Origin of the sequence: Streptomyces sp. NPDC097595 (assembly GCF_044761525.1) — a bacterium.
Lineage (GTDB): Bacteria > Actinomycetota > Actinomycetes > Streptomycetales > Streptomycetaceae > Streptomyces > Streptomyces drozdowiczii_A.
Map to the genome: position 1 here is coordinate 129,940 of NZ_JBIWCN010000016.1, position 23,500 is coordinate 153,439.

The 23,500-nt window shown below is 70.4% G+C and carries 17 protein-coding genes and 1 pseudogene; 10 read left to right on the forward strand and 8 right to left on the reverse strand.

Annotated elements, in window-relative coordinates; all coding sequences use genetic code 11:
- Positions 1-374: 374 nt before the first annotated feature.
- Positions 375-1,658 carry a glycoside hydrolase family 6 protein gene (locus ACIQZN_RS24090; protein ID WP_403997440.1) on the forward strand — a complete coding sequence of 428 codons (1,284 nt, stop codon included), beginning with the start codon at positions 375-377 and terminating at the stop codon, positions 1,656-1,658.
- A 52-nt stretch (positions 1,659-1,710) separates the two neighbouring features.
- On the opposite strand, the gene ACIQZN_RS24095 is transcribed toward ACIQZN_RS24090, so the two are convergent.
- The 4 genes from ACIQZN_RS24095 to ACIQZN_RS24110 all read right to left on the reverse strand — a co-directional run bounded on the left by ACIQZN_RS24095 (position 1,711) and on the right by ACIQZN_RS24110 (position 6,982).
- The gene (locus ACIQZN_RS24095; protein ID WP_403997443.1) at positions 1,711-3,351 is read right to left on the reverse strand and encodes a GNAT family N-acetyltransferase; all 1,641 of its coding nucleotides are present in this window, start codon (positions 3,349-3,351) and stop codon (positions 1,711-1,713) included.
- Positions 3,335-4,597, reverse strand: coding sequence for a DUF6271 family protein (locus ACIQZN_RS24100; protein ID WP_403997446.1), 1,263 nt, complete (start codon positions 4,595-4,597; stop codon positions 3,335-3,337). The genes ACIQZN_RS24095 and ACIQZN_RS24100 overlap by 17 nt, the downstream gene beginning before the upstream one ends.
- A gap of 73 nt (positions 4,598-4,670) precedes the next feature.
- Positions 4,671-5,885 carry a D-mannonate dehydratase ManD gene (gene manD / locus ACIQZN_RS24105; RefSeq protein WP_403997449.1) on the reverse strand — a complete coding sequence of 405 codons (1,215 nt, stop codon included), beginning with the start codon at positions 5,883-5,885 and terminating at the stop codon, positions 4,671-4,673.
- A gap of 56 nt (positions 5,886-5,941) precedes the next feature.
- The gene (locus ACIQZN_RS24110; protein ID WP_403997452.1) at positions 5,942-6,982 is read right to left on the reverse strand and encodes a LacI family DNA-binding transcriptional regulator; all 1,041 of its coding nucleotides are present in this window, start codon (positions 6,980-6,982) and stop codon (positions 5,942-5,944) included.
- A 477-nt stretch (positions 6,983-7,459) separates the two neighbouring features.
- Here ACIQZN_RS24110 and ACIQZN_RS24115 point away from each other — a divergent pair, with 477 nt between their 5' ends.
- From ACIQZN_RS24115 to ACIQZN_RS24130, 4 genes and pseudogenes are all read left to right on the forward strand, one after another.
- Positions 7,460-8,881: a GH1 family beta-glucosidase gene (locus tag ACIQZN_RS24115; protein WP_403997455.1), complete on the forward strand. Its 1,422-nt coding sequence runs from the start codon at positions 7,460-7,462 to the stop codon at positions 8,879-8,881.
- Positions 8,882-8,999: 118 nt separating this feature from the next.
- Entirely contained in the window at positions 9,000-10,298 is a 1,299-nt protein-coding gene (locus tag ACIQZN_RS24120; RefSeq protein ID WP_403997458.1) for an extracellular solute-binding protein, read from the forward strand.
- Between the two features lie 212 nt (positions 10,299-10,510).
- Positions 10,511-11,465 (forward strand): annotated as a pseudogene (locus tag ACIQZN_RS24125) (carbohydrate ABC transporter permease).
- Positions 11,462-12,373, forward strand: coding sequence for a carbohydrate ABC transporter permease (locus ACIQZN_RS24130; protein ID WP_403997461.1), 912 nt, complete (start codon positions 11,462-11,464; stop codon positions 12,371-12,373). Before ACIQZN_RS24125 ends, ACIQZN_RS24130 begins: the two are co-directional and overlap by 4 nt.
- Before the next feature lie 162 nt (positions 12,374-12,535).
- Here the strand turns inward: ACIQZN_RS24130 and ACIQZN_RS24135 are convergent, their stop codons facing one another.
- The 3 genes from ACIQZN_RS24135 to ACIQZN_RS24145 all read right to left on the reverse strand — a co-directional run bounded on the left by ACIQZN_RS24135 (position 12,536) and on the right by ACIQZN_RS24145 (position 15,513).
- Positions 12,536-13,552, reverse strand: coding sequence for a LacI family DNA-binding transcriptional regulator (locus tag ACIQZN_RS24135; RefSeq protein ID WP_403997464.1), 1,017 nt, complete (start codon positions 13,550-13,552; stop codon positions 12,536-12,538).
- Positions 13,553-13,714: 162 nt separating this feature from the next.
- Positions 13,715-14,512 (reverse strand): class II aldolase/adducin family protein, encoded by a 798-nt coding sequence (locus tag ACIQZN_RS24140; RefSeq protein WP_403997467.1) that lies wholly within the window; start codon positions 14,510-14,512, stop codon positions 13,715-13,717.
- Positions 14,509-15,513: a C-terminal binding protein gene (locus ACIQZN_RS24145; RefSeq protein WP_403997470.1), complete on the reverse strand. Its 1,005-nt coding sequence runs from the start codon at positions 15,511-15,513 to the stop codon at positions 14,509-14,511. The genes ACIQZN_RS24140 and ACIQZN_RS24145 overlap by 4 nt, the downstream gene beginning before the upstream one ends.
- A 188-nt stretch (positions 15,514-15,701) precedes the next feature.
- Here ACIQZN_RS24145 and ACIQZN_RS24150 point away from each other — a divergent pair, with 188 nt between their 5' ends.
- From ACIQZN_RS24150 to ACIQZN_RS24170, 5 genes are all read left to right on the forward strand, one after another.
- Positions 15,702-16,601 carry an Lrp/AsnC family transcriptional regulator gene (locus tag ACIQZN_RS24150; protein WP_403997473.1) on the forward strand — a complete coding sequence of 300 codons (900 nt, stop codon included), beginning with the start codon at positions 15,702-15,704 and terminating at the stop codon, positions 16,599-16,601.
- 180 nt (positions 16,602-16,781) lie between these two features.
- Positions 16,782-18,437, forward strand: coding sequence for an amidohydrolase (locus ACIQZN_RS24155; RefSeq protein ID WP_403997476.1), 1,656 nt, complete (start codon positions 16,782-16,784; stop codon positions 18,435-18,437).
- A 131-nt stretch (positions 18,438-18,568) separates the two neighbouring features.
- On the forward strand, positions 18,569-19,930 hold the full coding sequence (locus ACIQZN_RS24160) for an MFS transporter (RefSeq protein ID WP_403997479.1): 1,362 nt from the start codon (positions 18,569-18,571) through the stop codon (positions 19,928-19,930).
- 95 nt (positions 19,931-20,025) lie between these two features.
- On the forward strand, positions 20,026-20,220 hold the full coding sequence (locus ACIQZN_RS24165) for a ribbon-helix-helix protein, CopG family (protein ID WP_403997482.1): 195 nt from the start codon (positions 20,026-20,028) through the stop codon (positions 20,218-20,220).
- Entirely contained in the window at positions 20,217-20,606 is a 390-nt protein-coding gene (locus tag ACIQZN_RS24170; RefSeq protein WP_403997485.1) for a type II toxin-antitoxin system death-on-curing family toxin, read from the forward strand. Before ACIQZN_RS24165 ends, ACIQZN_RS24170 begins: the two co-directional genes overlap by 4 nt.
- Positions 20,607-20,619: 13 nt before the next feature.
- Here the strand turns inward: ACIQZN_RS24170 and ACIQZN_RS24175 are convergent, their stop codons facing one another.
- The gene (locus ACIQZN_RS24175; protein WP_403997488.1) at positions 20,620-23,451 is read right to left on the reverse strand and encodes an FAD-binding and (Fe-S)-binding domain-containing protein; all 2,832 of its coding nucleotides are present in this window, start codon (positions 23,449-23,451) and stop codon (positions 20,620-20,622) included.
- Between the last annotated feature and the right edge of the window lie 49 nt (positions 23,452-23,500).

Here is a 23,500-nt window from a genome sequence, read left to right on the forward strand (position 1 = left end):
GTGCGCCGTGAACGGGAGAAACCGGGAACGCATCCCAGGGACTGGGAACGCTTCCAAAAAGTAGCAGCGCCGTAGCGGACCGACAAGGGGTCGGAGCGCCTCGGTGAATCACGAAGGAAACCTTCCGTTCACGCCGTAGGGCCGTCGACGATGCGCCGCCGGGGCCGCCAAGTGCCCGCGCTCGTATGCGCGGTCTCTCATCTTGGCTGGTCGGATGGGGTGGGGCGACGAGCCGCTGAACGGCTATTGACATGCCTGTAACGCTGGCCTCAGCATGTGCCCACGAAAGCGCTGGGCTTCACCCAAATCTGGAAGCGCTCCCAAAAATCGTGTCCGAGCCGGCGAATCAGCTTGCACAAAGGAGACTTCACCTCATGAGCAGAGTGCGACGGTTGCTCGTCTCGGTTGCCTGCGCGGCGCTCGCCGCCGGCACGCTGGGCGGCGGTGGCGAGGCAGCTGCCTCGCCCGGCCCCGCGGCGGCCGACCATACGCTGCCCCGCAACACCCGCTTCTACGTCGACCCCGATGCCGGGGCCGCTCAGCAGGCGGTCGCCGACCTCAAGGCCGGCAAGGTCGACGACGCCGTGCGGATGGCCAAGTTGGCCTCCTGGCCGCAGGCGATCTGGCTCGACTACGGCTCACCGACCGAGATCAAGAAGGTCGTTGAGAAGAAGATGCGGGCGGCCAGGTTCACCGGCACCGTTCCGGTGTTCGTCCTGTACAACGTCACCGGCCGCGACTGCAGTTTCTACTCGGCCGGCGGCGCGGACAGCCCCGAGGAGTACCGCGCCTGGGTCCAGGGTGTGGCCGACGGCATCGGCACCGGCCGCGCCGCGGTCATCGTCGAGCCGGACGGGCTGGCCCTGCTGCCCAAGGAGTGCCCCGAGGGCGACGCGGACGGCACCCGGACCGAGGCGCGGTACGCCAACATCCGTACCGCGGTCGGCCTCATGAAGTCCAAGCCCAAGACGTCCGTGTACCTCGACGGCGGCAGCAGCAACTGGCAGCCGGTCGGCGAACTCGCCGGCCGGCTGATCAAGGCCGGCCTGTCCGATACCCAGGGCTTCGCCCTGAACGTCTCCAACTACCAGCCCACCGACCAGCTCAACCGATACGCCACCTGGGTCTCCAAGTGCGTCTGGTACACCACCGAGGGCCCGCAGGAGGCACGCGGGAAGACGGACACCTGCGCCAGTCAGTACTACTCGCCGTCCGCCCCCAACGACGGGCAGCCCGGCAACGCGGTGGACTTCTACGACCCGTCCACCTGGAAGTGGACCGACGCGTGGTTCGACCGGACGGTGGGCCGGCCCCCGCTCAAGGACCTCTCGCACTACGTCCTGGACAACAGCCGCAACGGCCTCGGCGCCTGGATCCCCCCGGCGGGCAAGTACACCGACGCCGAGCCCTGGTGCAACGCCCCCGGGCGCGGCATCGGCGTACGGCCCACCGCCGACACCGGACAGCCCCTGGCCGACGCGTACTTGTACGTGAAGACCATCGGCGAATCGGACGGCACCTGCCACCGCGGCACCGCCGGCCCCGCTGACCCGGAGTACGGAAGCGAGGACCCGGCGGCCGGTGCCTGGTGGCCGGACTTCGCGCACACCCTGGCCAGGAACGCGAAGCCCGCCCTCACCTTCAACACCGGCCGATAACAGGAGGCGCTCGCCCGTCCGATGCCGGACGGGCGAGCGCGTGTGTGGTCGTTCAGAAGTCCTCACCGATGAGTGCGCGGGACATGTAGAGGGCGTCCGGCCCGTAGCCGGCCGGCAGGGCGACATCCGGGTGCGGACGGTATCCGTGCCCGGACCAGAATCCGGCCGTACCACTCACGGCGATCAGCGATATCCGCTCGAACCGCAGCGCTCCGGCCGCGTCCGTCAGGTGGCGCAGCATACGTGTGGCCCAGCCACGGTTGCGGAACTCGGCCCCGATGACGAGGTCATGCAGGTGCAGGTTCGACGAGCTGAAGACCTCGGTCTCCTGGACGTCCGGACCGGGGAACCGGAACCGTGGATACGGAAGCGCCAGGAGGTATCCGCCGACCCGTTCCCCGGTGTCCAGGACGAACGAGGTCGCCGGAGACGCGGCGGCACGGGACCGGAGAACGCCGCGGTCCTCGGACAGGCCGCGTTCCGCGTACGCATGTGTCTCCAGTTCCGCGATGGCGTCCCAGTCACCGGCCTCGATCGGCCGCAGTCGCTCCGCACGCACGGCCACGTGGGGCAGTGGTTCGTAGCCGTTGAAACCGCGTGTGGTGTAGCTGACCGCGTAGGCGCCGGCGGACCGGATCCACACGGGATCCCCCGAGGAGAGGTCTCGCGGCACCGGCACCGAAGTGTCGCCGAGTGTGTCGTCGCTGTCGCAGGTCGGTCCGGCGACGATCGCAGGGACCTGCGGGCTGCCACTACGCGTGGGAAAGGCGAGCGGGTACCGGAGTTGGTCGCCCTCGTACAGCCCGTTGAACCGGCCGCAGCTCAGGAAGAGCCACCTTTGGTGACGCATGGTCAGTCGCGCGACGTGGGCGCGGATCGTGCCGTGGTCCGCGACGAGGTACCGCCCGGGCTCGATGAGGAAGTCGAGTTCGTTTCGTGCCGCTTCCCGCAGCCGGTCGATGCCGGACCGGATGGCTCGGAATATCTCCGCGGTGGGTGGTTTCAGTGCCGTGCCGTCGGCGCTGAGGTAGCCGTGAGCGGGCAGCCCGCCACCGAGGTTGATGTGGTCGAGGTGAATGCCTCGGGTGGCGAGCTTCGACAGGGTGGTCGCGAGTTCGCCGAGTGCCGCCTCCCACCCGTGCACGGTCATCTGCTGGGATCCGACATGCACGGACAGCCCCGCCGGGACGAGCCCGAGCCCGCGTGCTTCCGCCAGTACGTCGACCGCGTCGTGGGTACCGCATTTGCTGGTGAGTCCCCACAGCGCACCGTGGCCGCTGGTGGCCACGCGGCAGAACACTCGCGCACCGGGGGCGTGCTGGGCGATCGCACGCACGTCCTCGACGCAGTCGGTGGCGAACGTGGTGACACCCAGCCGGAAGGCCGTCGCGATCTCCGTGTCGGACTTGACCGTGTTGCCGTAGTGCACGTCGCGCGGCGCCACTCCCGTACGCAGCGCCTGACGGATCTCGCCGGGGCTGGCCGCATCGAAGCCGGCGCCCCGGTCGGCCAGGCAGGTGAGAACGTCGGGCAGCGGGCATGCCTTCAACGCGAACCGGACCGAGACTCCCGGGAGTTCGGAGCGTAAAGCGTCGTACTGGGACTCTATGCCGGTCAGGTCGTAGACGATCCGATCCCGGTCGCTGTCCTGTAGAGCGGCCAGTAGGTGCGCGGGCTCAGCCATGACGGACATCCGTCACGCGGCTTGCGTCTATCAGCGGTCCCCATGCCTCGATGAGCTGGACGTAGTCGTCGATGTCCCGGCGGGCTTCGGTGAGCAGACTCTCCCTGCGCTCCACGATCCGGTCCGCCACCGCCGCGAACTTGCCCCCGATCCTGCGGTATGCGCGTTCCATCCGGTCCAGTGCGGCTTCGTTCGGCTCTCTGTCCTGCCATGCGCTCTCACGGACGAGGGCGGCGATCGAAGCCGGAGCGGAGTTCGTCATGCGCCGGTAGATGAAATGGAAGTAGTGCATGGACAGAATGAATTTCACGAAGCGCATCTGATAGGAGAGGAAGCCGACGGCGGTTTTCCTATCCTTCGTATGGAAGTTGACGATGTGTCGATTGTGGAGCACGCCTGGCAGCCCGGCCTTGTGGGCGACGTGGATCAGGAAGTAGTCGCTGCCGATGGTGTCCATGGCCGGAGGCAGCGGAATCCTCTCGTGGAGGCCGTGGAAGCTGATGTTGTGCATGTCCACCCGCATCGGGTCGACCACCGTGAGGACGGACCCGTCGCCGGCGTACGGCTCCGAGCCCATGAAGGACTCCCTGACCAGGGCCTCCCTCTCCTGCTCCGAACTGTCGTCGGCGGCCCAGAGGCCGACGAGGTCGCCGTAGGCTTCGTGGTCGCGGATTTCGCCGAGGTCCACCGACATCTCACCCACGAAGGACGCGCCGACCATGGCCACCGTGGCGTCCCGCAGCGAGGGGTCCAGCCGGTCTTCGGTGGTCACCGCCATGTGGGCCGGTTTGCCGAGCGCCAGGAGTTCCGCGTGGATCGGGAACACCTTGTCGCCGTCGTGGGTCTGGAAACAGCTGTCCGAGTCACGGCGGTGCACCGACTCGCATCCCAGCGCGACGGCGACCAGGAACGCGCGGTTGGTGCAGGCGCCGTACGAGAGGCCCCGGGGGAGCATGAGATCGGCGATGAGGCCGGGCCTGGCGACACCGGAACACCGGATGACCCGCTGCAAGAAGTCCCACTGGGCCGCCTCGTCCAGGTGCCGGACGCGTTCCGCCCCACGCAGCACCCGCGCATGTGCGGCGAAGTCGGCGGATGAATCCAGCACCACGAGGTGCACCTCGACATCGAAGTGCTCCTCGGCGTAAGCGGCCTCCGCGAGCACCTCGGTGAGCGTGGCGGCGCACTCCCGGTTCGTCGGGACAGTCAGGCAGATGCGCCGCGCACCCGCACCTCCCCGGTGATTCCACTTCACGACTTCTCCAAAAGGGTTGGGACGACTGATGGGGCTCACGGCGCGCTACCGGACCGGGGGCGCGTCGGCCGGCTCACCAGTCGTGGATGGTGCCGTCCTGGAGCCGGTTGACCGGCAGGTACGCCGCCTCGTACGGGTGCGCCGCTGCCAGTTCCTCGTCCAGCTCCACGCCGAGACCGGACTCCTGGCCGGGGTGCAGATGGCCGTCGATGAAGGTGTAGGCGTGCGGGAAGACCTCCGCGGTGAGCGGGGTATGGCCCGAGTACTCCTGGATTCCGAAGTTGTGCACTGCCAGGCCCAGGTGGATGGCAGCTGCCATGCCCACCGGTGAGATGTCCTCGGGGCCGTGGATCGCGCTCTTGATCTGGTGCTGGGCGGCGAAGTCGAACAGCTTGCGCAGCGGGGTGACCCCGCCGAAGTGGGTGACCGCGCTGCGCACGTAGTCGATCAGCTGCTCGGTGATCAGCGTCTGGTAGTCGTACACCGTGTTGAAGACCTCGCCGATCGCCAGCGGGGTCGTCGAGTGCCGGCGTACGAGCCTCAGACCCTCCTGGTTCTCCGCGGGCGTGCAGTCCTCCAGCCAGAAGGGCCGGTAGGGCTCCAGGTCCTTGGCGAGGCGGGCGGCCTGGATCGGAGTGAGCCGGTGGTGGGCGTCGTGCAGGAGCGGCAGCTCGGGCCCGAACTCCGCCCTGACCGCCTCGAACACGGTCGGTACGTGCCGCAGGTAGGCGTCGGTGTCCCAGTCCTCCACCATCGGGCGCGCCTGCTGGTGGAGGACCTGGACGCCGTCGCTGCTCGTGTTCCGCACGCCGTAGACGGCTTCGAGGCCCGGAACACCGGACTGGATGCGCACGGCCGGATAGCCCTGGGCCAGGCGGGCGCGGACCGAATCGAGGAGCTCCGGCAGGTCGCGGCCATGGGCGTGGCCGTAAGTGCGCACCCGGTCCCGGGCCGCGCCGCCGAGGAGTTGGTACAACGGGAGGCCCGCCACCTTGGCCTTGATGTCCCACAGGGCGGTGTCCACAGCGGCGATCGCGGCCATCGTCACCGGCCCCCGTCGCCAGTAGGCGCCGCGGTAGAGGTACTGCCACGTGTCCTCGACGCGATGCGGATCGCGGCCGGTCAGCAGCGGGGTCACGTGGTCGTTGAGGTAGCTGACGACGGCGAGCTCCCGCCCGTTGAGGGTGGCGTCCCCCAGGCCGGTGACTCCCTCGTCGGTCGTCAGCTTGAGGGTGACGAAGTTGCGACCGGGGCTGGTGACGACGACCTTCGCGTCGACGATCTTCATGTGATGTTCCCTTCGGGACCGGATCGGGCTGCTCACCGGGCCCTGCTCATGCCTGCTCAGGCCGACCCGCGGCGCGTCAGGGTGGTGGCGGTGATGACGGCGCCCTGGGTCCGTGTGCCGGAGCCCTGCTCGCGGAGCTTGCGCAGCAGCAGTCGGGCCATGGTGCGGCCCATGCCCTCGATGTCCTGCCGGACCGTGGTGAGCGGCGGATCGGTGACCGTGGACACGGAGGTGAGGTCGTCGAAACCGACCACGGCCACGTCGTGCGGCACGGCGCGGCCCCGTGTGTGCAGGGTGCGCAGCGCACCCTTGGCCATGAGGTCGCTGGCGACGAAGACCGCGTCCAGGCCGGGGTGGCGGTCGAGGAGTCGGGCCATCGCCCGCTCGCCGCTCTCGTCGGTGAAGTCGCCCTGCGCGACGAGCGAGGGATCGGCGTCGAACAGCACGTCCCGGTAGCCGTCCAGCCGGTCGATCCCCGCCGCCAGGCCGATGGGGCCGGCGATGTGCGCGATCTGCCGGCGGCCCTGGGAGACGAGGTAGCGTACGGCCTCCCTCGCCCCGCCGCGGTTGTCGGCATCGACGTACGCCAGGGCGGCCTCCCGGGGGACGGGTTCCCCGTGGGGTCTGCCGCCGTAGACGGTCGGCAGGCCGAGGCGTCTGACGATGTCGGGCAGCGGGTCGTCACGGTGTACGGAGAAGGCCAGCGCACCGTCGATGTGGCCGCCGGACAGGTACCGGTCGATCCGCTCGCGGTCGCCGGCCCCTTCGGCGAGGAGGAGCACCAGCTGGAGGTCGTGTGCGACCAACTCCTTGCTGATGCCGCGGATCTGGAGCCCGAAGTAGGGATCGGAGAAGACGCGGCCCTCGGGTTCGGCGATCATCACCGCGATGTTTCCGGTTCGCCTGGTGACCAGCGTGCGAGCGGCTCGGTTGGGGACGTACCCCAGCTCTTCGATGGCCCCTGCGACTCGGGCCATGACCTGTGCACGTACACCGGTTCCGCCGTTGATGACGCGGGACACCGTGGAGCGGGAAACGCCTGCGTGGGCGGCGACCGCCTCCAGGGTCGGGCGGACAGCCACGGACGGTTCGGGCACGACGCACTCCTTGTGGGAAGGGGAGGGGCGGCCGGGCGGCGGTGGGCACCACGCCGTCGCCGGGTTGAGGGGGGCGTGCCGAGGCGGGGTTCGACGCCCCCCTCAGCCGCCGAACCCCGCACGATCGGGCGTCGGCCCCTCTGGACAGGAACTGACGCCGTGCTCCACCAGCTCTCGTTTGGTAGCGCTCCCAAATAATGTGCAGGCGGCTCGGCGGTGTCAAGCGGAGAGTGCGGCACGGGGCGGGGAGCGATCCGCCGTGTCCGCGGAGCCCACCGCGCGATTTATGAGGCCAAAGCCTACCTATTCACCCACTTCGTGTCCGGGCCGCCGACGGGAAGGGTCATTGACGCGGCCCCTTGACAAAGGTGGACGTCGCCCCCATCTTTCTGGAAGCGCTCCCAGTTTGCCGCCCCGCAGTCACTCGTACACGCGGCGGCTCCTTCCCTCATCTCACCGCTGTTGGAGAAGCACCCCATGAGCATCGATCTCCAGCCTGCCGATTCCGGCCGGCCCGAGCCCCAACCCCTGCCCGGCCTCACGATTCCGGGTCTGCCGACGGACTTCCTGTGGGGCGCCGCGACGTCGGCGTACCAGATCGAAGGGGCGGTCGACGTCGACGGGCGTACGCCGTCGATCTGGGACACCTTCAGCCGCACCCCGGGTGCGATCGAGGGCGACGACCACGGTGATGTGGCGTGCGATCACTACCACCGGATGCCGGACGACGTACAACTGCTCGCCGATCTCGGTCTGGACGCCTACCGCTTCTCGCTGTCCTGGCCGCGGGTCCAGCCCGGTGGGCGCGGGCCGGCGAACGCCAAGGGCCTCGACTTCTACGACCGCCTCGTGGACGGGCTGCTCGCGAAGGGCATCACCCCCTGGGCGACGCTCTACCACTGGGACCTGCCGCAGGAGTTGGAGGACGCCGGGGGCTGGCCCGAGCGCGACACCGCCTACCGCTTCGCCGACTACGCGGAGCTCGTGGCCGGTCGGCTCGGCGACCGGGTGCGCCACTGGATCACCCTCAACGAGCCCTTCTGCTCGGCGATCCTCGGCTACCACCTCGGCCTCCACGCCCCGGGCCGCAAGGACTTCCGGGCCGCCATCCGCGCCGTGCACCATCTGCATCTGGGCCACGGGCTGGCCGTCGAGCGGATCCGGGCGGTGGTGCCCGCGCCCGCGCAGGTCGGGATCACCTTCAACCCCGCCCAGATCTACCCCGCGTCCGACAAGCCCGCCGACCTCGAAGCCGCCCGTCAGGCGGACGGGATGGGCGCGCGCATCTACCTCGACCCGGTCCTGCGCGGGGAGTATCCGCAGGACGTGGTCGAGGACCTGACCCGGCTCGGGGCCGACCTGCCAGTGGAGGCGGGGGACCTGGAGGTCATCAGCCGGCCCGTGGACTTCGTCGGGATCAACTACTACGTCAGTGACGTCGTGGCGGCGGGCAGCGAGCCGGGGGAGACCGTCAGGGTCCCCCAGCCCGACCGGCCCGTCACCGCGATGCCGTGGGAGATCCACCCGCAGGGCATGGCCGACCTGCTCACCCGTATCAGCCGCGACTATCCCGGCACGCCGGTGTACATCACCGAGAACGGCGCGGCCTTCGACGACTCGGTGTACGACTCCGGTGCCGGTGGCCGCATCGAGGACATCGACCGCACCGTGTACCTGGCCGACCATCTTGCCGCGGTGGGACGGGCCCGCGAGGCCGGCGCGGACGTGCGGGGCTTCTTCGCCTGGTCCCTGATGGACAACTTCGAGTGGGCCTACGGCTACGGCAAGCGCTTCGGCATCGTCCACGTCGACTACGAGACCCAGGTGCGCACCCCGAAGCAGAGCGCCGAGTGGCTGCGCGACGCCGCGAACGTGGCCCGCGGACGCCAGGGGTCCTGAGGTCCCCGCATCACTTTTGAACTCATTCGCATCACCTCGCTCCACGGGCCAGAGGCCCGCCTCACATCGAGTGGGAGCGCTTCCACACCATCCGTGACGAAGTCTTAGGAGGCTTCCCATGTCCACTGCACGAGCCGCGAGAAGAATCCTCATCCGCCTGGGCGCCATGGCTGCGGCCGGCACACTGCTGGCCGCCTGCGGATCGGGCTCGACCGGTGCCCAGGACAGCAACGGCAAGGTCACCCTGACCGTCGACCTGTTCGGCACGTTCGGCTTCAAGGAGGCCGGGCTCTACAAGGAGTACGAGAAGAGCCACCCGAACATCACGATCAAGCAGACCGACACCCAGGAAGAGAAGAACTACTGGAAGGCGCTGCAGACCCGCCTCGCCGGCGGCGGCGGCCTCGCCGACGTCCAGGGCATCGAGATCGGCCGCATCGCCTCCGTGGCCCAGCGTCAAAGCGACAAGTTCGAGGACCTCAACCAGTACGGGGCCGGCAAGCTGAAGGCGAACTTCACCGACTCCAAGTGGGGCGCCGCGACCACCAAGAGCGGCCAGGTCATGGGCCTGGGAACGGACAACGGCCCCGGCGCCATCTGCTACCGCACCGACCTGCTCAAGAAGGCCGGACTTCCCACCGACCGCGAGGAACTCGCCAAGAAGTGGTCCACCTGGGACGGCTACCTGGACCTCGGCAAGCAGTACATGAAGAACGCGCCCGCCAAGACCGCCTGGATCGACAGCATCCGCAGCATCTACACCAACGTGGCCGGCCAGTACAAGGAGCGCTACTACGACTCCTCCGGCAAGCTCATCTACCAGGACAGTCCGGCCGTCAAGGAAGCCTGGGACCTGTCCGTCAAGGCCGACCGCGCCGGCGTGAGCGCCGAGCTGGCCCAGTGGACGCCGCCCTGGAACCAGGCGTTCGCCGCGGGTTCCTTCGCCACCCTGCCGTGCCCGGCCTGGATGCTCGGCTACATCAAGGGCCAGGCGGGCGATGCGGGCAAGGGCAAGTGGGACATCGCCAAGATGCCCGGTGTCCCGGGCAACTGGGGCGGCTCGTACCTGTCCATCCCCAAGGCCGCCAAGCACAAGAAGGAGGCCTACGAGCTCATCGAGTGGCTGACCGCCCCCGAGCAGCAGGCCAAGCTCTTCACCGAGATCGGCAACTTCCCCTCCAGCGTGCCGGCCATCGCGAAGGTGGCGGACACCAAGGACCCCTACTTCTCGGGTGCCCCCATCGGAAAGATCTTCGGTGACGCGGCCAAGCAGGCACCGGTCCAGGTGCTCGGCGTGAACGACCAGGACATCCAGGAGCAGATCACCGCCGGGCTGTTCGAGATCGAGAAGAAGGGCACCTCTCCCGACACGGCCTGGAAGCACGCCGAAAAGGGCATCGAGAACGCCATCGGCTGATCACGCCGCGGGGGCGGGCCGGGTCCTTCGCCGCGCCCGGCCCGCCCCCGCGCTCGCAGCCCGCGCTTCACCGGCCACACCACCGGCCCCGCGCTTTACCGGCCACACCACCGGCCCCGCACGCAAGCGGCCGCCGTCCCCCCCCCCCCCCCCCCGCGCACCAGCCCACCCGCCGAGGCCCCGGCCTCCCCGCACACCCGAAGGGCCGCCCTGTGACCGTCACCGCCCCCGCGCCTCCGGCCGCGCCGGCGCGCAGTGCCCAGCTCCCACCAGGACGCCGGGCCTGGCGCACCCTCTCGCCCTACACGTACATCGCGCCGTTCTTCGTGCTGTTCGGAGCCTTCGGCCTCTTCCCGCTGATCTACACCGCGTTCATCTCGCTGTACCGGATCGAGCTGCAGACCCCCGGCGACATGGAATGGCGGCTTCGGCAACTACACCGCCATCTTCACCGACCCGTTCTTCTGGGGCGCCCTGCGCAACACCTTCACCCTCGGCGTGCTGTCCACCGTCCCGCAGCTGCTGATCGCCCTGGGACTCGCACACCTGCTCAACTACAAGCTCCGCGGGCGCACGTTCTTCCGCACCATGATGCTGATGCCGTACGCCACCTCGGTGGCCGCCGCGACCCTTGTGTTCGCCCAGCTCTTCGGCCACGACTTCGGCCTGATCAACTACGTCATCGGGCTCATCGGTGTCGGTCCGGTGGACTGGCAGACCGGGACCCTCGCCTCCCAGGTCGCCATCTCCTGCATCGTCGTCTGGCGGTGGACCGGCTACAACGCACTGATCTTCCTGGCCGGCATGCAGTCCATCCCCGGCGATCTGTACGAGGCCGCCGAAATGGACGGCGCCTCCCGCTGGCGGCAGTTCCTGCACGTGACCCTGCCGGGCCTGCGCCCCACCATCGTCTTCTCCGTGATCATGTCGACCATCGGCGCCACACAGCTCTTCGGCGAGCCGCTGCTGTTCGAGGGCAACGCGGGCGGCGGCATCACACACCAGTACCAGACACTCGGCCTGTACATGTACGAGCAGGGCTGGTCCTTCTTCCACCTGGGCCGGGCCGCCGCCATCGCCTGGGTCATGTTCCTGCTCATCCTGGTGCTCGTCGGGCTCAACGCCCTCCTCGCGCGCCGACGCATGGCCAAGGAGGCCGGCCGGTGACCATCCTCGCCGATCCGAACACCACGCACGCCGGGCAGCCGTCCGCCGTCACCAAGTCCCGCCCCCGAGGCCCGAGGCGCCGCGCGGGACGCACCATGCACGGCAGCCGCCTCACCTACACGTTCCTCATCTTCGCCGTGCTGGTCTCCGCCTTCCCCTTCTACTACACGATCGTGGCGGCCAGCCGCTCCAACGCGGACATCGCGAAGGTCCCACCGACGCTGATACCCGGGCCGAACCTGCTGCACAACTTCCAACAGGCCCTGGAACAGGCCGACATCGGGAAGGCCCTGGTCAACTCCCTGATCGTGTCCGGCTCCATCACCGTCGGCACCGTGCTCTGCTCCACCCTCGCCGGGTTCGCCTTCGCCAAACTGCGCTTCAAGGGCAGCAACGCGCTGCTCGCGTTCACCGTCGGCACCATGATGATCCCGCCGCAGCTCGGCGTGATCCCCCTGTTCATGGTCATCGCGAAGCTGGAGTGGGCCAATCAGTTGCAGGCGGTGATCCTGCCCAGCCTGGTCTCCGCCTTCGGGGTGTTCTTCATGCGGCAGTACATCGCCCAGTCACTGCCCGACGAACTCATCGAGGCCGCCCGGGTCGACGGCGCCTCCACGGCCCGGATCTTCTGGACGATCGTCGTCCCCATCGCGCGCCCCGCCATGGCGGTCCTCGGCCTGGTCACCTTCATGACGGCCTGGAACGACTTCTTCTGGCCGATCATCGCGCTCTCCTCCCAGGAGCCCACCGTGCAGGTCGCCCTGCGCCAGCTCGGCGGCGGCTACGTCCAGGACCAGTCCGTCGTCATGGCGGGCACGCTCCTGGGCACACTGCCCGTCCTGGTCGTCTTCGGCCTGCTCGGCAGGCAGATCGTCGGCGGCATCATGCAGGGCGCCGTCAAGGGATGAACGGTCCCGCGGCGATCCGTACCACGCGCGATCCCGCCCCGAGCCCGTCTCCCGGCGCTCGTCCATGAACGGTGGTGTGCGGCCCGCCTCCGGGCAGGCAACCGGTATCCACTCCCCGCCCGGCCGCCTCCCGGTGGCCGACGGTTGCCGGCCGCGCACCACTCATCCCGTACTGGCGCGCTCGACGAGATGGGTGGGCAGGATCAGCGGACTGGCGGTACGGCCCGCGATCAACTCGACGAGCATCCGGGCCATCTCGCGCCCCAGACCCCGGACGGGCTGATGGATCGTGGTGAGCGCGGGTTCGGCGAGCTGTGCGACGGCGAGGTCGTCGAACCCCACCACCGCCACATCCGCGGGCACGGAGCGGCCGGCGCCGCGCAACGTGCGCAACGCGCCGGCCGCCATGTTGTCGTTGGCCGCGAACACCCCGTCCAGATCCGGATGCGCCTCCAGCAGACGAGCCATCGCGGCGGCTCCGGCGGCCTCGGTGAAGTCCCCCTCCTCGGGCGGGCGGGGCTGCAGACCGGAGAGCATCATCGCTTCCCGGTAGCCGCGATGCCGGGAGGCGCCGACCTCGGTATCCAGAGGGCCGCAGATCGTGACCACGCGCGTCCGCCCGCGCGTGAGCAGGTGCTCGGTCGCGTCCCGGGCGCCGCCGACGTTGTCGATGTCCACGTACCAGCGCGGCTCGAAGTCCACCGGCCGCCCACCGAAGACGACCGGGATCCGGCTCTCCTTGGCGATCCGGGCCAGGGGGTCGTCCTCGTGCAACGCCATCAGCATCACGCCGTCCACGACACGGGAGCGCACGAGCTGTTCCACCCGCTCCCGCCCGCGTGCGCTGGCGGCGACGCACAGCATCATGTGCAGGTCGGCATCTTCCAGCGCACTGGCCACCCCGGCGACGACCTGCGCGAAGAACGGATCCGTCAGGACCTCCGGGTCATTCTGTGAGATGACCAGCGCGGCCGCACCCGCCTGCCGCGTGGCCAGGGCACGCGCCTTCGGATTGGGTACGTAGCCGAGCTTCCGGATCGCCCGCTCGACGGACTCGCGCTTGGCCCGGCTGACATGGGGTGCGTTGTTGATCACCCGGGAAGCCACCGATCGCGACACACCGGCCAGCGCGGCCACCTCGTCGAGCGTGGCGTGCCGATGCGGCAGTTCCTCAGTCATGAACGCGGGCCTTCTCTCGCGACAGTTATGGAAGCCCTTCCATTGTCACCTGTGAGCGTGGCTCATGGATACGGCGGGAGACTCCCCGCCGCTGCCGCTCTCAGGGACCCTATTTTTGGGAGCGCTCTCATAGCAACGCCTGCCGCGCGGATCGGCCTGTGCTCAGTCCTTGTAGTCCGGCGCGATCCGTTCCACCAGGCGCAGCAGGGCGGCCCAGGCCAGGTCGTACGCGTCGTGGTCCTCGAAGTCGGAGGAGGCGTCACCCTCGCCGGTGAGCTGCTGGGCGGTGTACTCGGCCACCTGGTCGGAGGGCAGGACGAGTTCGGCGCCGCCGGCCTGGGCGGTGACCTGGATCTCGCACGCCTTCTCCAGGTAGAACATGCGCAGGAACGCCTGCTTGGCGCTGTCGCCGACGGTCAGCAGCCCGTGGTTGCGCAGGATGAGCGCGGGGTGGGTGCCGAGGTCGGCCACGAGGCGTTCCTGTTCGGCGAGGTTGAGGGCGACGCCCTCGTAGTCGTGGTAACCGACGCGGTTGTGGAACTCCATCGACATCTGGTTCACGGGCAGCAGGCCCGACTTCTGCGCGGCCACGGCGCAGCCCGCCCTGGTGTGCGTGTGCAGCACGACGTGGGCGTCCGTACGGGCCTTGTGGATCGCGCTGTGGATCACGAAGCCCGCCGGGTTGACCGGGTGCGGGCTCGGCTCCACCGCGTTGCCGTTCAGGTCGATCTTGACCAGGTTGGACGCGGTGATCTCCTCGAAGAGGAGGCCGTACGGGTTGATCAGGAAGTGGTGGTCCGGGCCCGGCAGCCGTTGCGAGATGTGCGTGAAGATCAGGTCGGTCATACGGAAGTGGGCCACCAGGCGGTAGACGGCCGCGAGTTCACGGCGCAGCCGCGTCTCCTCGGCCGATATGTCCGTGTCCTGGGCGATGGCGGGGGTGTCGAGGATGTCCGTCACGCGGGGTCTCCTTGCGTGCTGTCGGCGGGAGGGGTGGTCGCGGCCGGCCGCGGCGTCACGACGGGGGTGCGCGGGCGCCCCGTGGTCCACCAGGCGATGACGTTCTCGGCCGGCTTGGTGACGTAGGCGCGCAGCGAGGCGTCCGTGAGGAAGGCGAAGTGCGGGGAGAGGAGCAGGCGCGGGTGGTTGCGCAGCCGGTCGTCGGCGGCGGGCGGTTCGACGGGGAACACGTCGAGTGCGGCGCCGGAGAGCCGCCCGCTGTCGAGGGCGTCCAGGACCGCGTCGGGGTCGATGAGGTCGCCCCGGGAGACGTTCACCAGGAGGGAGCCGGGCCGCATCCGGCCGAGCAGTCCGGCGTCGACCATGCCCCGGGTCCGCGGCGTGGACGGGACGTGCAGCGACAGGACGTCGGCGGTCCCGAGCAGGGTGTCGAGGTCCCGGCGCTCGACCCCCTCCGGCCAGTCGGCGGCGTGCGGGTCGTGAGCGACGATCCGGCCGAAGAGCGGGGCGGCGAGCCGGGCGAGGACCCGGGCGATGCGGCCGAGGCCGACGAGGCCGAGGGTCATCTCGCTCAGCCGCTTCGGCACTTCGGTGAGGTCGGTGCTCCAGCCGCCGGCCCGGACCACGGCGTCCGCCTGCGGCAGGCGCCGCGCGAGGGCGAGCATCTGGGCGAGCGCGTGGACGGCGACGTCCTCGGTGGCCGAGTCGGGCAGGTTGGCCACCCACAGGCCCCGGCGCGCGGCCTCGGCGGTGTCGATCATGTCGTGACCGGCGGACATGGTCGCCAGCATCCGTACGCACGGCAGGCGGTCGAGGAGGGCACCGTCCACGTGGGCGTAGCCGACCACGAGCGCCACGGCGTCGTGCGCGGCGGCGACGATCGCCTCCGGGTCCGTGCTGTCGACGACGCGGACCTCGAAGCCCGCTGCGGTGAGCAGCTCCACGCCGGGTGAGGGGTCGAGCTCCCCGGTGTCGGTGATCACGGCTACAGGGCGTGTCACGTCAGCCTCCGTCGATGATTCGATCGTCTAATCACCGAGAAACTTACGTTTCGGCTGTGCTGGTTGTCTACCTCGGACGAGATGATTGTGGAGAAGGGTGGTTCCGGGTGGAGGTGGGTCCGGGGTCGGACTGCCTGCCGGGGCGGGCTCAGAATGGGCGGACACCGCTGAACGAGGAGGGGCGCTACGTGGAGCTCGACCAGACCGATCTGGCGATCGTGCGGGAGTTGCAGGGCGACGGACGGCTCACCTACGAGACGCTGGCGCAGCGGGTGGGGCTCTCGCGGCCGGCCGCCCGGATGCGGGTGCAGCGGCTGCAGGAGTCCGGCGCCGTCCGCGTGGTGGCGATCGTGCACCCGGCCGTGCGCGCCCTCACCGCCTCGGCGCACCTCGCCATCGACACGCACGGTCCGGCGGCCGAGGTGGCGCGGCGGGTCGCCGCACTCCCGCAGGCGCCCTTCGTGACGCTGACCAGTGGGCGCCGGGCCATCATGGCCGAGCTGCGCACGGCGGGCTTCGGCGAGCTGGAGCGCACGATCGAGGACATCCGTGCGTTCGCCGGCGTGCGTGCGGTGGACCCGCTGGTGGCGACGCGGCACGTCAAGGACCCCTACCTGCTCACCGAGGAGCCGACCGTCGGTGTGCTCGACGGGACGGACGAGCGCATCCTCGCGGAGCTGGAGGAGGACGGCCGGCTCCCCTTCGCGGAACTGGCCGGGCGGGTCGGCCTGTCGGCGGGAGCGACCCGCTCCCGGACGCTGCGGCTGCTCGACGGCGGGGTGGCCAAGGTGGTCGCGCTGGTGCGGCCCGACATGCTCGGCATGGGCTACCTGTGCGGGTTCAGCCTGCGTGTGGCGGGCCGGGCGGCGGGGGTCGCCGAGACCGTCGCGGGGTTCGCGCGGGTGGCCTTCCTTTCGACGTGTCTGGGCCGGGCGGAAGCGGTCGGCACGATCACCGCGGAGTCCTTGGACGCCGTACGCGCCACGCTTGAGGAGATCCGCGGCCTGGATGCCGTGCGCGAGGTGGAGAGCTGGCTCCACCTGGAGCTCGTCAAGGAGCGCTACGACCTCCGCCCGCACACCGCCTGAAGGCCGCATCGGCCGCCCTGGCGGGCGCGCGCAGTCGATACGTAACCGAAGACGTGATTCGACTTTACAAAACTTCTTCCTCGAAGCCTCTGGTCAATCAGTCGTTCGCTCTTTATCGTTCTGCGAGCCGAATCGTCTGTCGGCGAGCCACCCGTACCCCCGGTCGAAAGCAGTCCTGCCATGCCCCGTCCCCCCGAGTCCCCCGAGCGCACACTCCTCGTCACCGGCGCCGCCGTAGCCGTCCCGGGCACCTCGGTCCGCGCCGAGGCGCTGGCCGTGCGCGGCGACCGCGTGGTGCACGTCGGCACCGCCGAGGACGCCCGTGCCGCACTCGGCGGACGGGCCGACGAGGAGCTGTCCCTCGACGGCGGCCTGGTCCACCCCGGCTTCGTCGACGCCCACTGCCACCCCGTCATGTACGGCCAGGCGCTCGCCTGGGTCGACCTGCGCCCCGAGCGCGTCCCGGACATCGACACCATGGTCGAGGTGCTGAGCGAGGCCGCCCGGGACCTGCCCTCCGGCGTCCCGGTCCGCGGCTTCGGCTACGAGCACCGCCGCCTCGCCGAGGGCCGCCACCCCAGCTGCCACGACCTGGACCGCGTCGCCGGGGACCGCGAGGTCTACGTCATGAACGCCTCCGGTCACGGCGGCGTCGTCAACTCCCACACGCTGCGCACCTGCCGCATCGACGCGGGCACGCCGTCCCCCGAGGGCGGCAGCATCGGCCACTTCGAGGACGGGGAGCCCGACGGGCAGCTGTGGGACGCCGCCTGCGACCTGCTGACCGGGCCGGCCGGCGTCAAGATCGGCAACCACGGCCCGAACTTCCACCTCTCCGAGCCCGACGACATCATGGCCGACCACCTGCTGCGCGCCCAGGAGGTGTTCCTCGCCGCGGGCGTCACCACGATCGGCGACGCCCAGGTCTCGCGCCGCGAGATGGAGACCTATCTGCGCGCCCACGCCGACGGCTCGCTGCGCATGCGGGTCTCCGCCTACCTGACCTCGGCGCTCCTGGACACCGCCCTCGAACTCGGCGCGGTGCGCGGCTTCGGCGACGACCGCTTCCGTATCCAGGGCGTCAAGTTCTACGCCGACGGCACGCTCGGCGGCTGGACGGCCTACTTCCCCGAGGGCTACGCCGCCGACTGCTGCCACCACGGCCAGCTCTACCACTCCGTCGAGGAGTACGCCGAGATCGTCCGCCGCGCCCACGCGGCCGGCCTCCAGACGGCGACCCACGCGCAGTCCCCGTACGCCATCGGCATGGTGCTCGACGCGATCGAGAAGGCCCAGGCGGACCGCCCGCGCGAGGACATGCGCCACCGCATCGAGCACTCCGGACTGCCGACCGACGAGCAGATCGACCGCATGGGCGAACTCGGCGTCGTCCCGGTCATGCAGCCCCAGCACCACCTGCGCACCGGCGACGGCACCCTCACCGCCATCGGCGAGATGGGCCACCGCTACAACCCGGCGGGCCGCTGCCCCGAAGCCGGCGTGCCGGTCGTCTTCTCCTCCGACGCCCCCGTCGCCCCGCCCGCCCCGCTGGAGGCCGTCGCCGCCGCCGCGACCCGCCGTACCGTGCTCGGCACCGTCCTGGGCGACGAGTCGCTGCGCCTGCCCGTCGAGGCCGGTCTGCACGCTCACACCGGTGCGGCCGCCGCTGCCCTGCACCGCGAGGACACGGTCGGCGCGCTCGCCCCCGGCATGCTCGCCGACTTCGTGGTCCTGGACGCCGACCCGCTGACCGTGGCCGCCGACGAGCTGACCGGTATCCGGGTCCTGGAGACCTGGATCGGCGGCAGCCGCGCCTGGGCCGCTTCCGGCCGCTGACCCGGCGGGCGCACCGCTTCCCGGCGGCCGGACGTTCCCGTCCGTGGCCCGGCCGCCGGGCCCGTACACCACCTTCCGCACCCTGTCTGGACCGCACCGTCCCCGTCTGCACTCACCTGCCGGAGGTCCCCTTGCCGGACCGCACCACCACCGCCCGCCGACCGCAGAGCCCGTACCGGACGGCCCTCGCCGCCCTGTCCGGAACCTCCATCGAGTGGTACGACTTCTACGCCTTCGCCACCGCGGCGGCGATCGTCTTCAACGACGTCTTCTTCCCGGCCGACATGCCGACGGCCCTGAAGACCATCTCGTCCTTCGCCACCTTCGCCGTGGGCTTCCTGCTGCGCCCGCTCGGCGGCATCGTGTTCGGGCACATCGGTGACCGCGTCGGCCGTAAGAAGACGCTGGTCATCACCCTGATGATGATGGGCATCGCCTCGGTCGCGATCGGTCTGCTGCCCACGTACGAGCAGGTCGGCGCCCTGTCCCCGATCCTGCTGATCGTGCTCCGCCTGGTGCAGGGCATCGCGATCGGCGGCGAGTGGGGCGGCGCGGTCCTCATCGCCGTGGAGAACGCCCCCAAGGGCAAGGCCACGTTCTTCGGCTCCTTCGCCCAGCTCGGCTCCTCGGTCGGCGCGCTCCTGTCCACCGGCATGTTCAGCCTCATGAGCCTGTTCGGCGACGCCGCCTTCGACAGCTGGGGCTGGCGCGTGCCCTTCCTCGCGTCCGCGGTCCTGGTCGTCATCGGCCTGGTCGTACGCACCAAGCTGGAGGACTCCCCGGTGATGGAGGACATCCACGCCGGACAGGAGAAGGAGGAGCGCAAGGGGGCTTCGCAGCTGCCCGTCGCCGAGGTGCTGCGCAACGACTGGAAGACGGTCCTGGTGGGCGTCTTCTCGCTGGCCACCGCGACCGGCGGCTACTACGTCGTGACGAGCTACCTGCTCTCGTACGGCACCGACGACCAGCACCTGTCCGAGTCGATGCTGCTCAACGGCCTCACGCTCGCCGCGTTCCTGGAGCTGATCGTCACCCCGTTCCTTTCGCTGCTCGGCGACAAGGTCGGCGCGCACAAGGTCGTCGTCTGCGGGCTCGCCGGCGTGGTGCTCCTGTCGATACCGCAGTTCATGGTCGTGGGCACCGGAAACGTCGTCCTGATCTACCTGGCGATGCTCGCCATGCGCCTCGTGATGTCCGCTCTGTACGGGCCGATGGCGGCGATCCTCGCGGACGGCTTCGCCCCGCACGTGCGGTACACCGGCATCTCGCTGGCGTACCAGATCTGCAACCTGGTCTTCGCGGGCTTCGCGCCGGTCACCGCGGTGTGGCTGTCCTCGCTCGCGGGCGGCGCGTACTGGCCGCCGGCGGTCGCCCTGATGGTGATCTCGCTGATCGGCATCTGGTGCACCCTGCGGTTGCGCACGTACCGCGCGCGTCTCGTGGCGGGCACCACCGCCGACGCGACGACGGACCGGGTGGGCGCCGGCGTCTGACGACCGGACGCACAAAGGCCCGGCCACTTCGGTGGCCGGGCCTTCCGGCTTCGGCTGCGCTTTGCTACCTGATACCAGGGCGGTATCATCCCTGTATGGCGATGACACTCCGGCTCCCCGACGACCTCGACGCGAAGCTCACCGAGCGCGCCCGCAGGGAAGGCCGCAGCAAGCAGGAGCTTGCCATAGAGGCCATCCGGGAAGCCCAGGAGCGGTCCGAGCTGAAGGTGGACGACGTTCTGGCCGAGCTCATGGTCAGCGACGCGGAGATCCTGGACTACCTGAAATGACCGAGGTGCGGTACGTCCGGATCGATGAGGTCCTGGCCATCGCCCAGGCCGTCAACGGCACCGAGCACAGTGTGCGTGACATGGGGCTCCTGGTTTCCGCGATCGAGCGGCCCCGGACCCACGTGTTCGGGGCCGAGCTGTATCCCACGCTGCACGAGAAGGCTGCGGCACTGCTGCATTCTCTCGCCCGGAATCACGCGCTGATCGACGGCAACAAGCGCACCGCCTGGCTTGCCATGCGTGTCTTCCTGCGGTTCAACGGCGGCGCCGCCGTCGTTCCGCCGCCCGTCTCGGTGGCCGGCCCGTTTGTCGAGGACGTTGCGCAGGACCATCTCGACGCGTCGGTTGTCGCCAAGCGGCTGACAGAGTGGTTCCCCCTCTCCTGAACCGCGCCCGGGCTCACCGACGCAACGCCTCCGCGATGACCTGCACCAGATGGCGGCTCTCCAGGCCCGCCAGGTCCTGGACCTGCGTGCGGCAGGAGTAGCCGTCCGCGAGGATGCGGCGGTCCGGGGCGGCGGTTGCCCTGGCGAGGATGCCGTCCTGGGCGATCTTCGCGGAGACCTCGTAGTGGCCCTTCTCCATACCGAAGTTTCCGGCCAGGCCGCAGCAGCCCGAGGAGATGTCGATGTCACAGCCCATCGACCGGAGCAGCGAGCGGTCCGCCTCGTAGCCCATCACCGCGTAGTGGTGGCAGTGGGGCTGGACCAGGAGGTGTTCCGCTGCCTTCGGGGGCGTCCAGTCGATCGAGGTCAGGAATTCGGCGACCGTCCTGACCGCGCCCGCGAGTTCCGCCGCGCCGGGGTCGTCCGGCAGGAGCTCCACCAGGTCCGAGCGGAGTGTCGCCGTGCAGCTCGGCTCGATGCCGATCACCGTGCGGCCGGCCCGGACGTGGGGGAGCAGCAGGTCCACCGTGGCGCGGAGCTTCGCCCTGGCGGCGGTCAGCTGGCCCGTGGAGATCAGGGTCAGCCCGCAGCAGGCGCCCGGGGCGGCGATCTCCACGTCGCAGCCGGCCGCCGTCAGGACTTCCAAGGCGTCGCGCGGGATGTCCGGGGCGAGCGCGTCCGAGAAGGAGTCGACCCAGAGCAGCACCTTCGGGCCGTCCGCCCGCGCGACAGCGGCCTTCCGTGCCCCGCTCCACCGGAACGGCTTCGCCGGCAGGGGCGGCAGTGAGCGGCGGGAGTCCGCGCCCATCAGGGTCATCATCGTCCGCCGCAGCACCGGCACCCGCCCGGCCAGGTTGACCAGCGGGGCCACCGGCGCGAGCAGGCGCAGCCACTGCGGGAGCCGGCCCAGGGTGTAGTGGCTCAACGGGCGGCGGCGGCCCTTGTACGTCTGGTGCAGGGCCTCCGACTTGAACGTGGCCATGTCGATCCCGGTCGGGCAGTCGTTGGCGCACGCCTTGCAGCTCAGGCACAGGTCCAGGGCCTCATGGACCTCCGGGGAGCTCCAGCCCTCCGTGACGAAGCCGCCGTTCAGCATCTCCTGGAGCGCCCTCGCCCGGCCCCGCGTGGAGTCCTTCTCGGCGCGGGTGGCCGTGTACGAGGGGCACATGAAGCCGCCCTGGCCGCGCAGGTCCGCCCGGCACTTGCCCACCCCGACGCACCGGTGCACGGCGTCCGTGACGTCCCCGCCGTCGTGCGCGAACGCGAAACCGTCGCTCGCCCGCAGCCGCCGCGCCCCGGGCCGCCGGAGGTCCGCGTCCAGCGGCGCGGGGCGGACGACGACACCGGGGTTCATGACGTCGTCCGGGTCCAGCAGGGCCTTGAACGCCTCCATCGCGCGCAGCGCCTCGGAGCCGTACATCGTCGGCAGCAGCTCGGAGCGGGCGCGGCCGTCGCCGTGCTCGCCCGAGAGCGATCCGCCGTGCTCGGCGGCGAGGGCGGCGGCGCGTTCCAGGAAGTCGCGCATCGGCGCGCCCCCGGCGTCGAGCGGGAAGTCGATGCGGGCGTGGACGCACCCGTCGCCGAAGTGACCGTAGGCCAGCCCGGACAGCCCTTTCTCGGCCATCAGCGCCTGGAGCCCGCGCAGATAGTCGCCGAGCCGTTCCGGCGGGACGGCGGAGTCCTCCCAGCCGGGCCACGCCTGCTTGCCGTCTGCGGTGCGTCCGGCCAGGCCGGCCCCGTCGGCGCGGATCTCCCAGAGCCGGGTCGCCTCGGGGCCCGCCGGCAGGACCACGCTGTCGGCGGCGTGCGAGGCCGCGACGAGCGCCCGCGCCGCCTCGACCGCCTCGGCGGAGGTCGCCCCGCCGACCTCGGCGATCAGCCAGCCGCCGCCCGCGGGCAGCGCGGGCACGGCCGCGTCGCCGTGCGCCCGGCGCACCACGTCCACGAGCTGCGCGTCCAGGCCCTCCAGCGCGAGCGGGCGGAACGGCAGCAGGTGCGGCACGTCGTCGGCGGCCGTCGCCATGTCCGCGTAACCGAGGACGGCGAGCGCCGGAGCGGGTGCCTGCGGGACGAGCCGGACCGTGGCTTCCAGGAGGACGCCGCAGCTGCCCTCCGTGCCGGTCAGCGCGGCCGCGAGGTTGCGCCCGTTCTCCGGCAGCAGGTGCTCCAGCGAGTAGCCGGAGATCTGCCGCCCGAACCGTCCGAACTCTGTACGCAGCACCGCCAGATGCTCTGCGACGAACGCGTCCAGCCCCGGCACCGCCGCGAGCGCCACCGGTCCCGAGCCCGCCGTGATCACCTCGCCGCCGCCCGTCAGCCAGGTCATCGACACCACGTTGTCGGCCGTACGCCCGTACGAGAGGCCGTGCGGCCCGCACGCGTTGTTGCCGATCATCCCGCCGATCGTGCAGCGGTTGGCCGTCGAGGGGTCGGGCCCGAACCGCAAGCCGTGCGGCAGGGCCTCCTTCTGAAGATCGCTCAGGACCGTGCCCGGCTCGACCACGGCCGTCGAGGTGTCGGGGTCGACGGACAGCACGCGGTTCATCGTGCGGGAGAAGTCGATCACCAGCCCCGGCCCCACCGCGTTCCCGGCACACGAAGTCCCGCCGCCCCTGACGGTGACCGGCACCCCGTGTGCACGCGCGATCCCGACCGCGGCGATCACGTCCTCCTTCTTGCGCGGCATGAGCACCGCTCCCGGGACGATCCGGTAGTTCGACGCGTCGGTCGAGTAGACCGCCCGGGTCGTCGCCGAAGCGTCGACGAGATCGCCCAGCTTCCCACGCAGGGCGTCGAGAAACGCCTCGGTGAGGGGGATCGGGGCGTCTGCCATGGTCGCGTCCATCGGGTGCTGCTCCTGGGGGCGTCGGTTCTGGTGGTGCGGGCACGGTGCC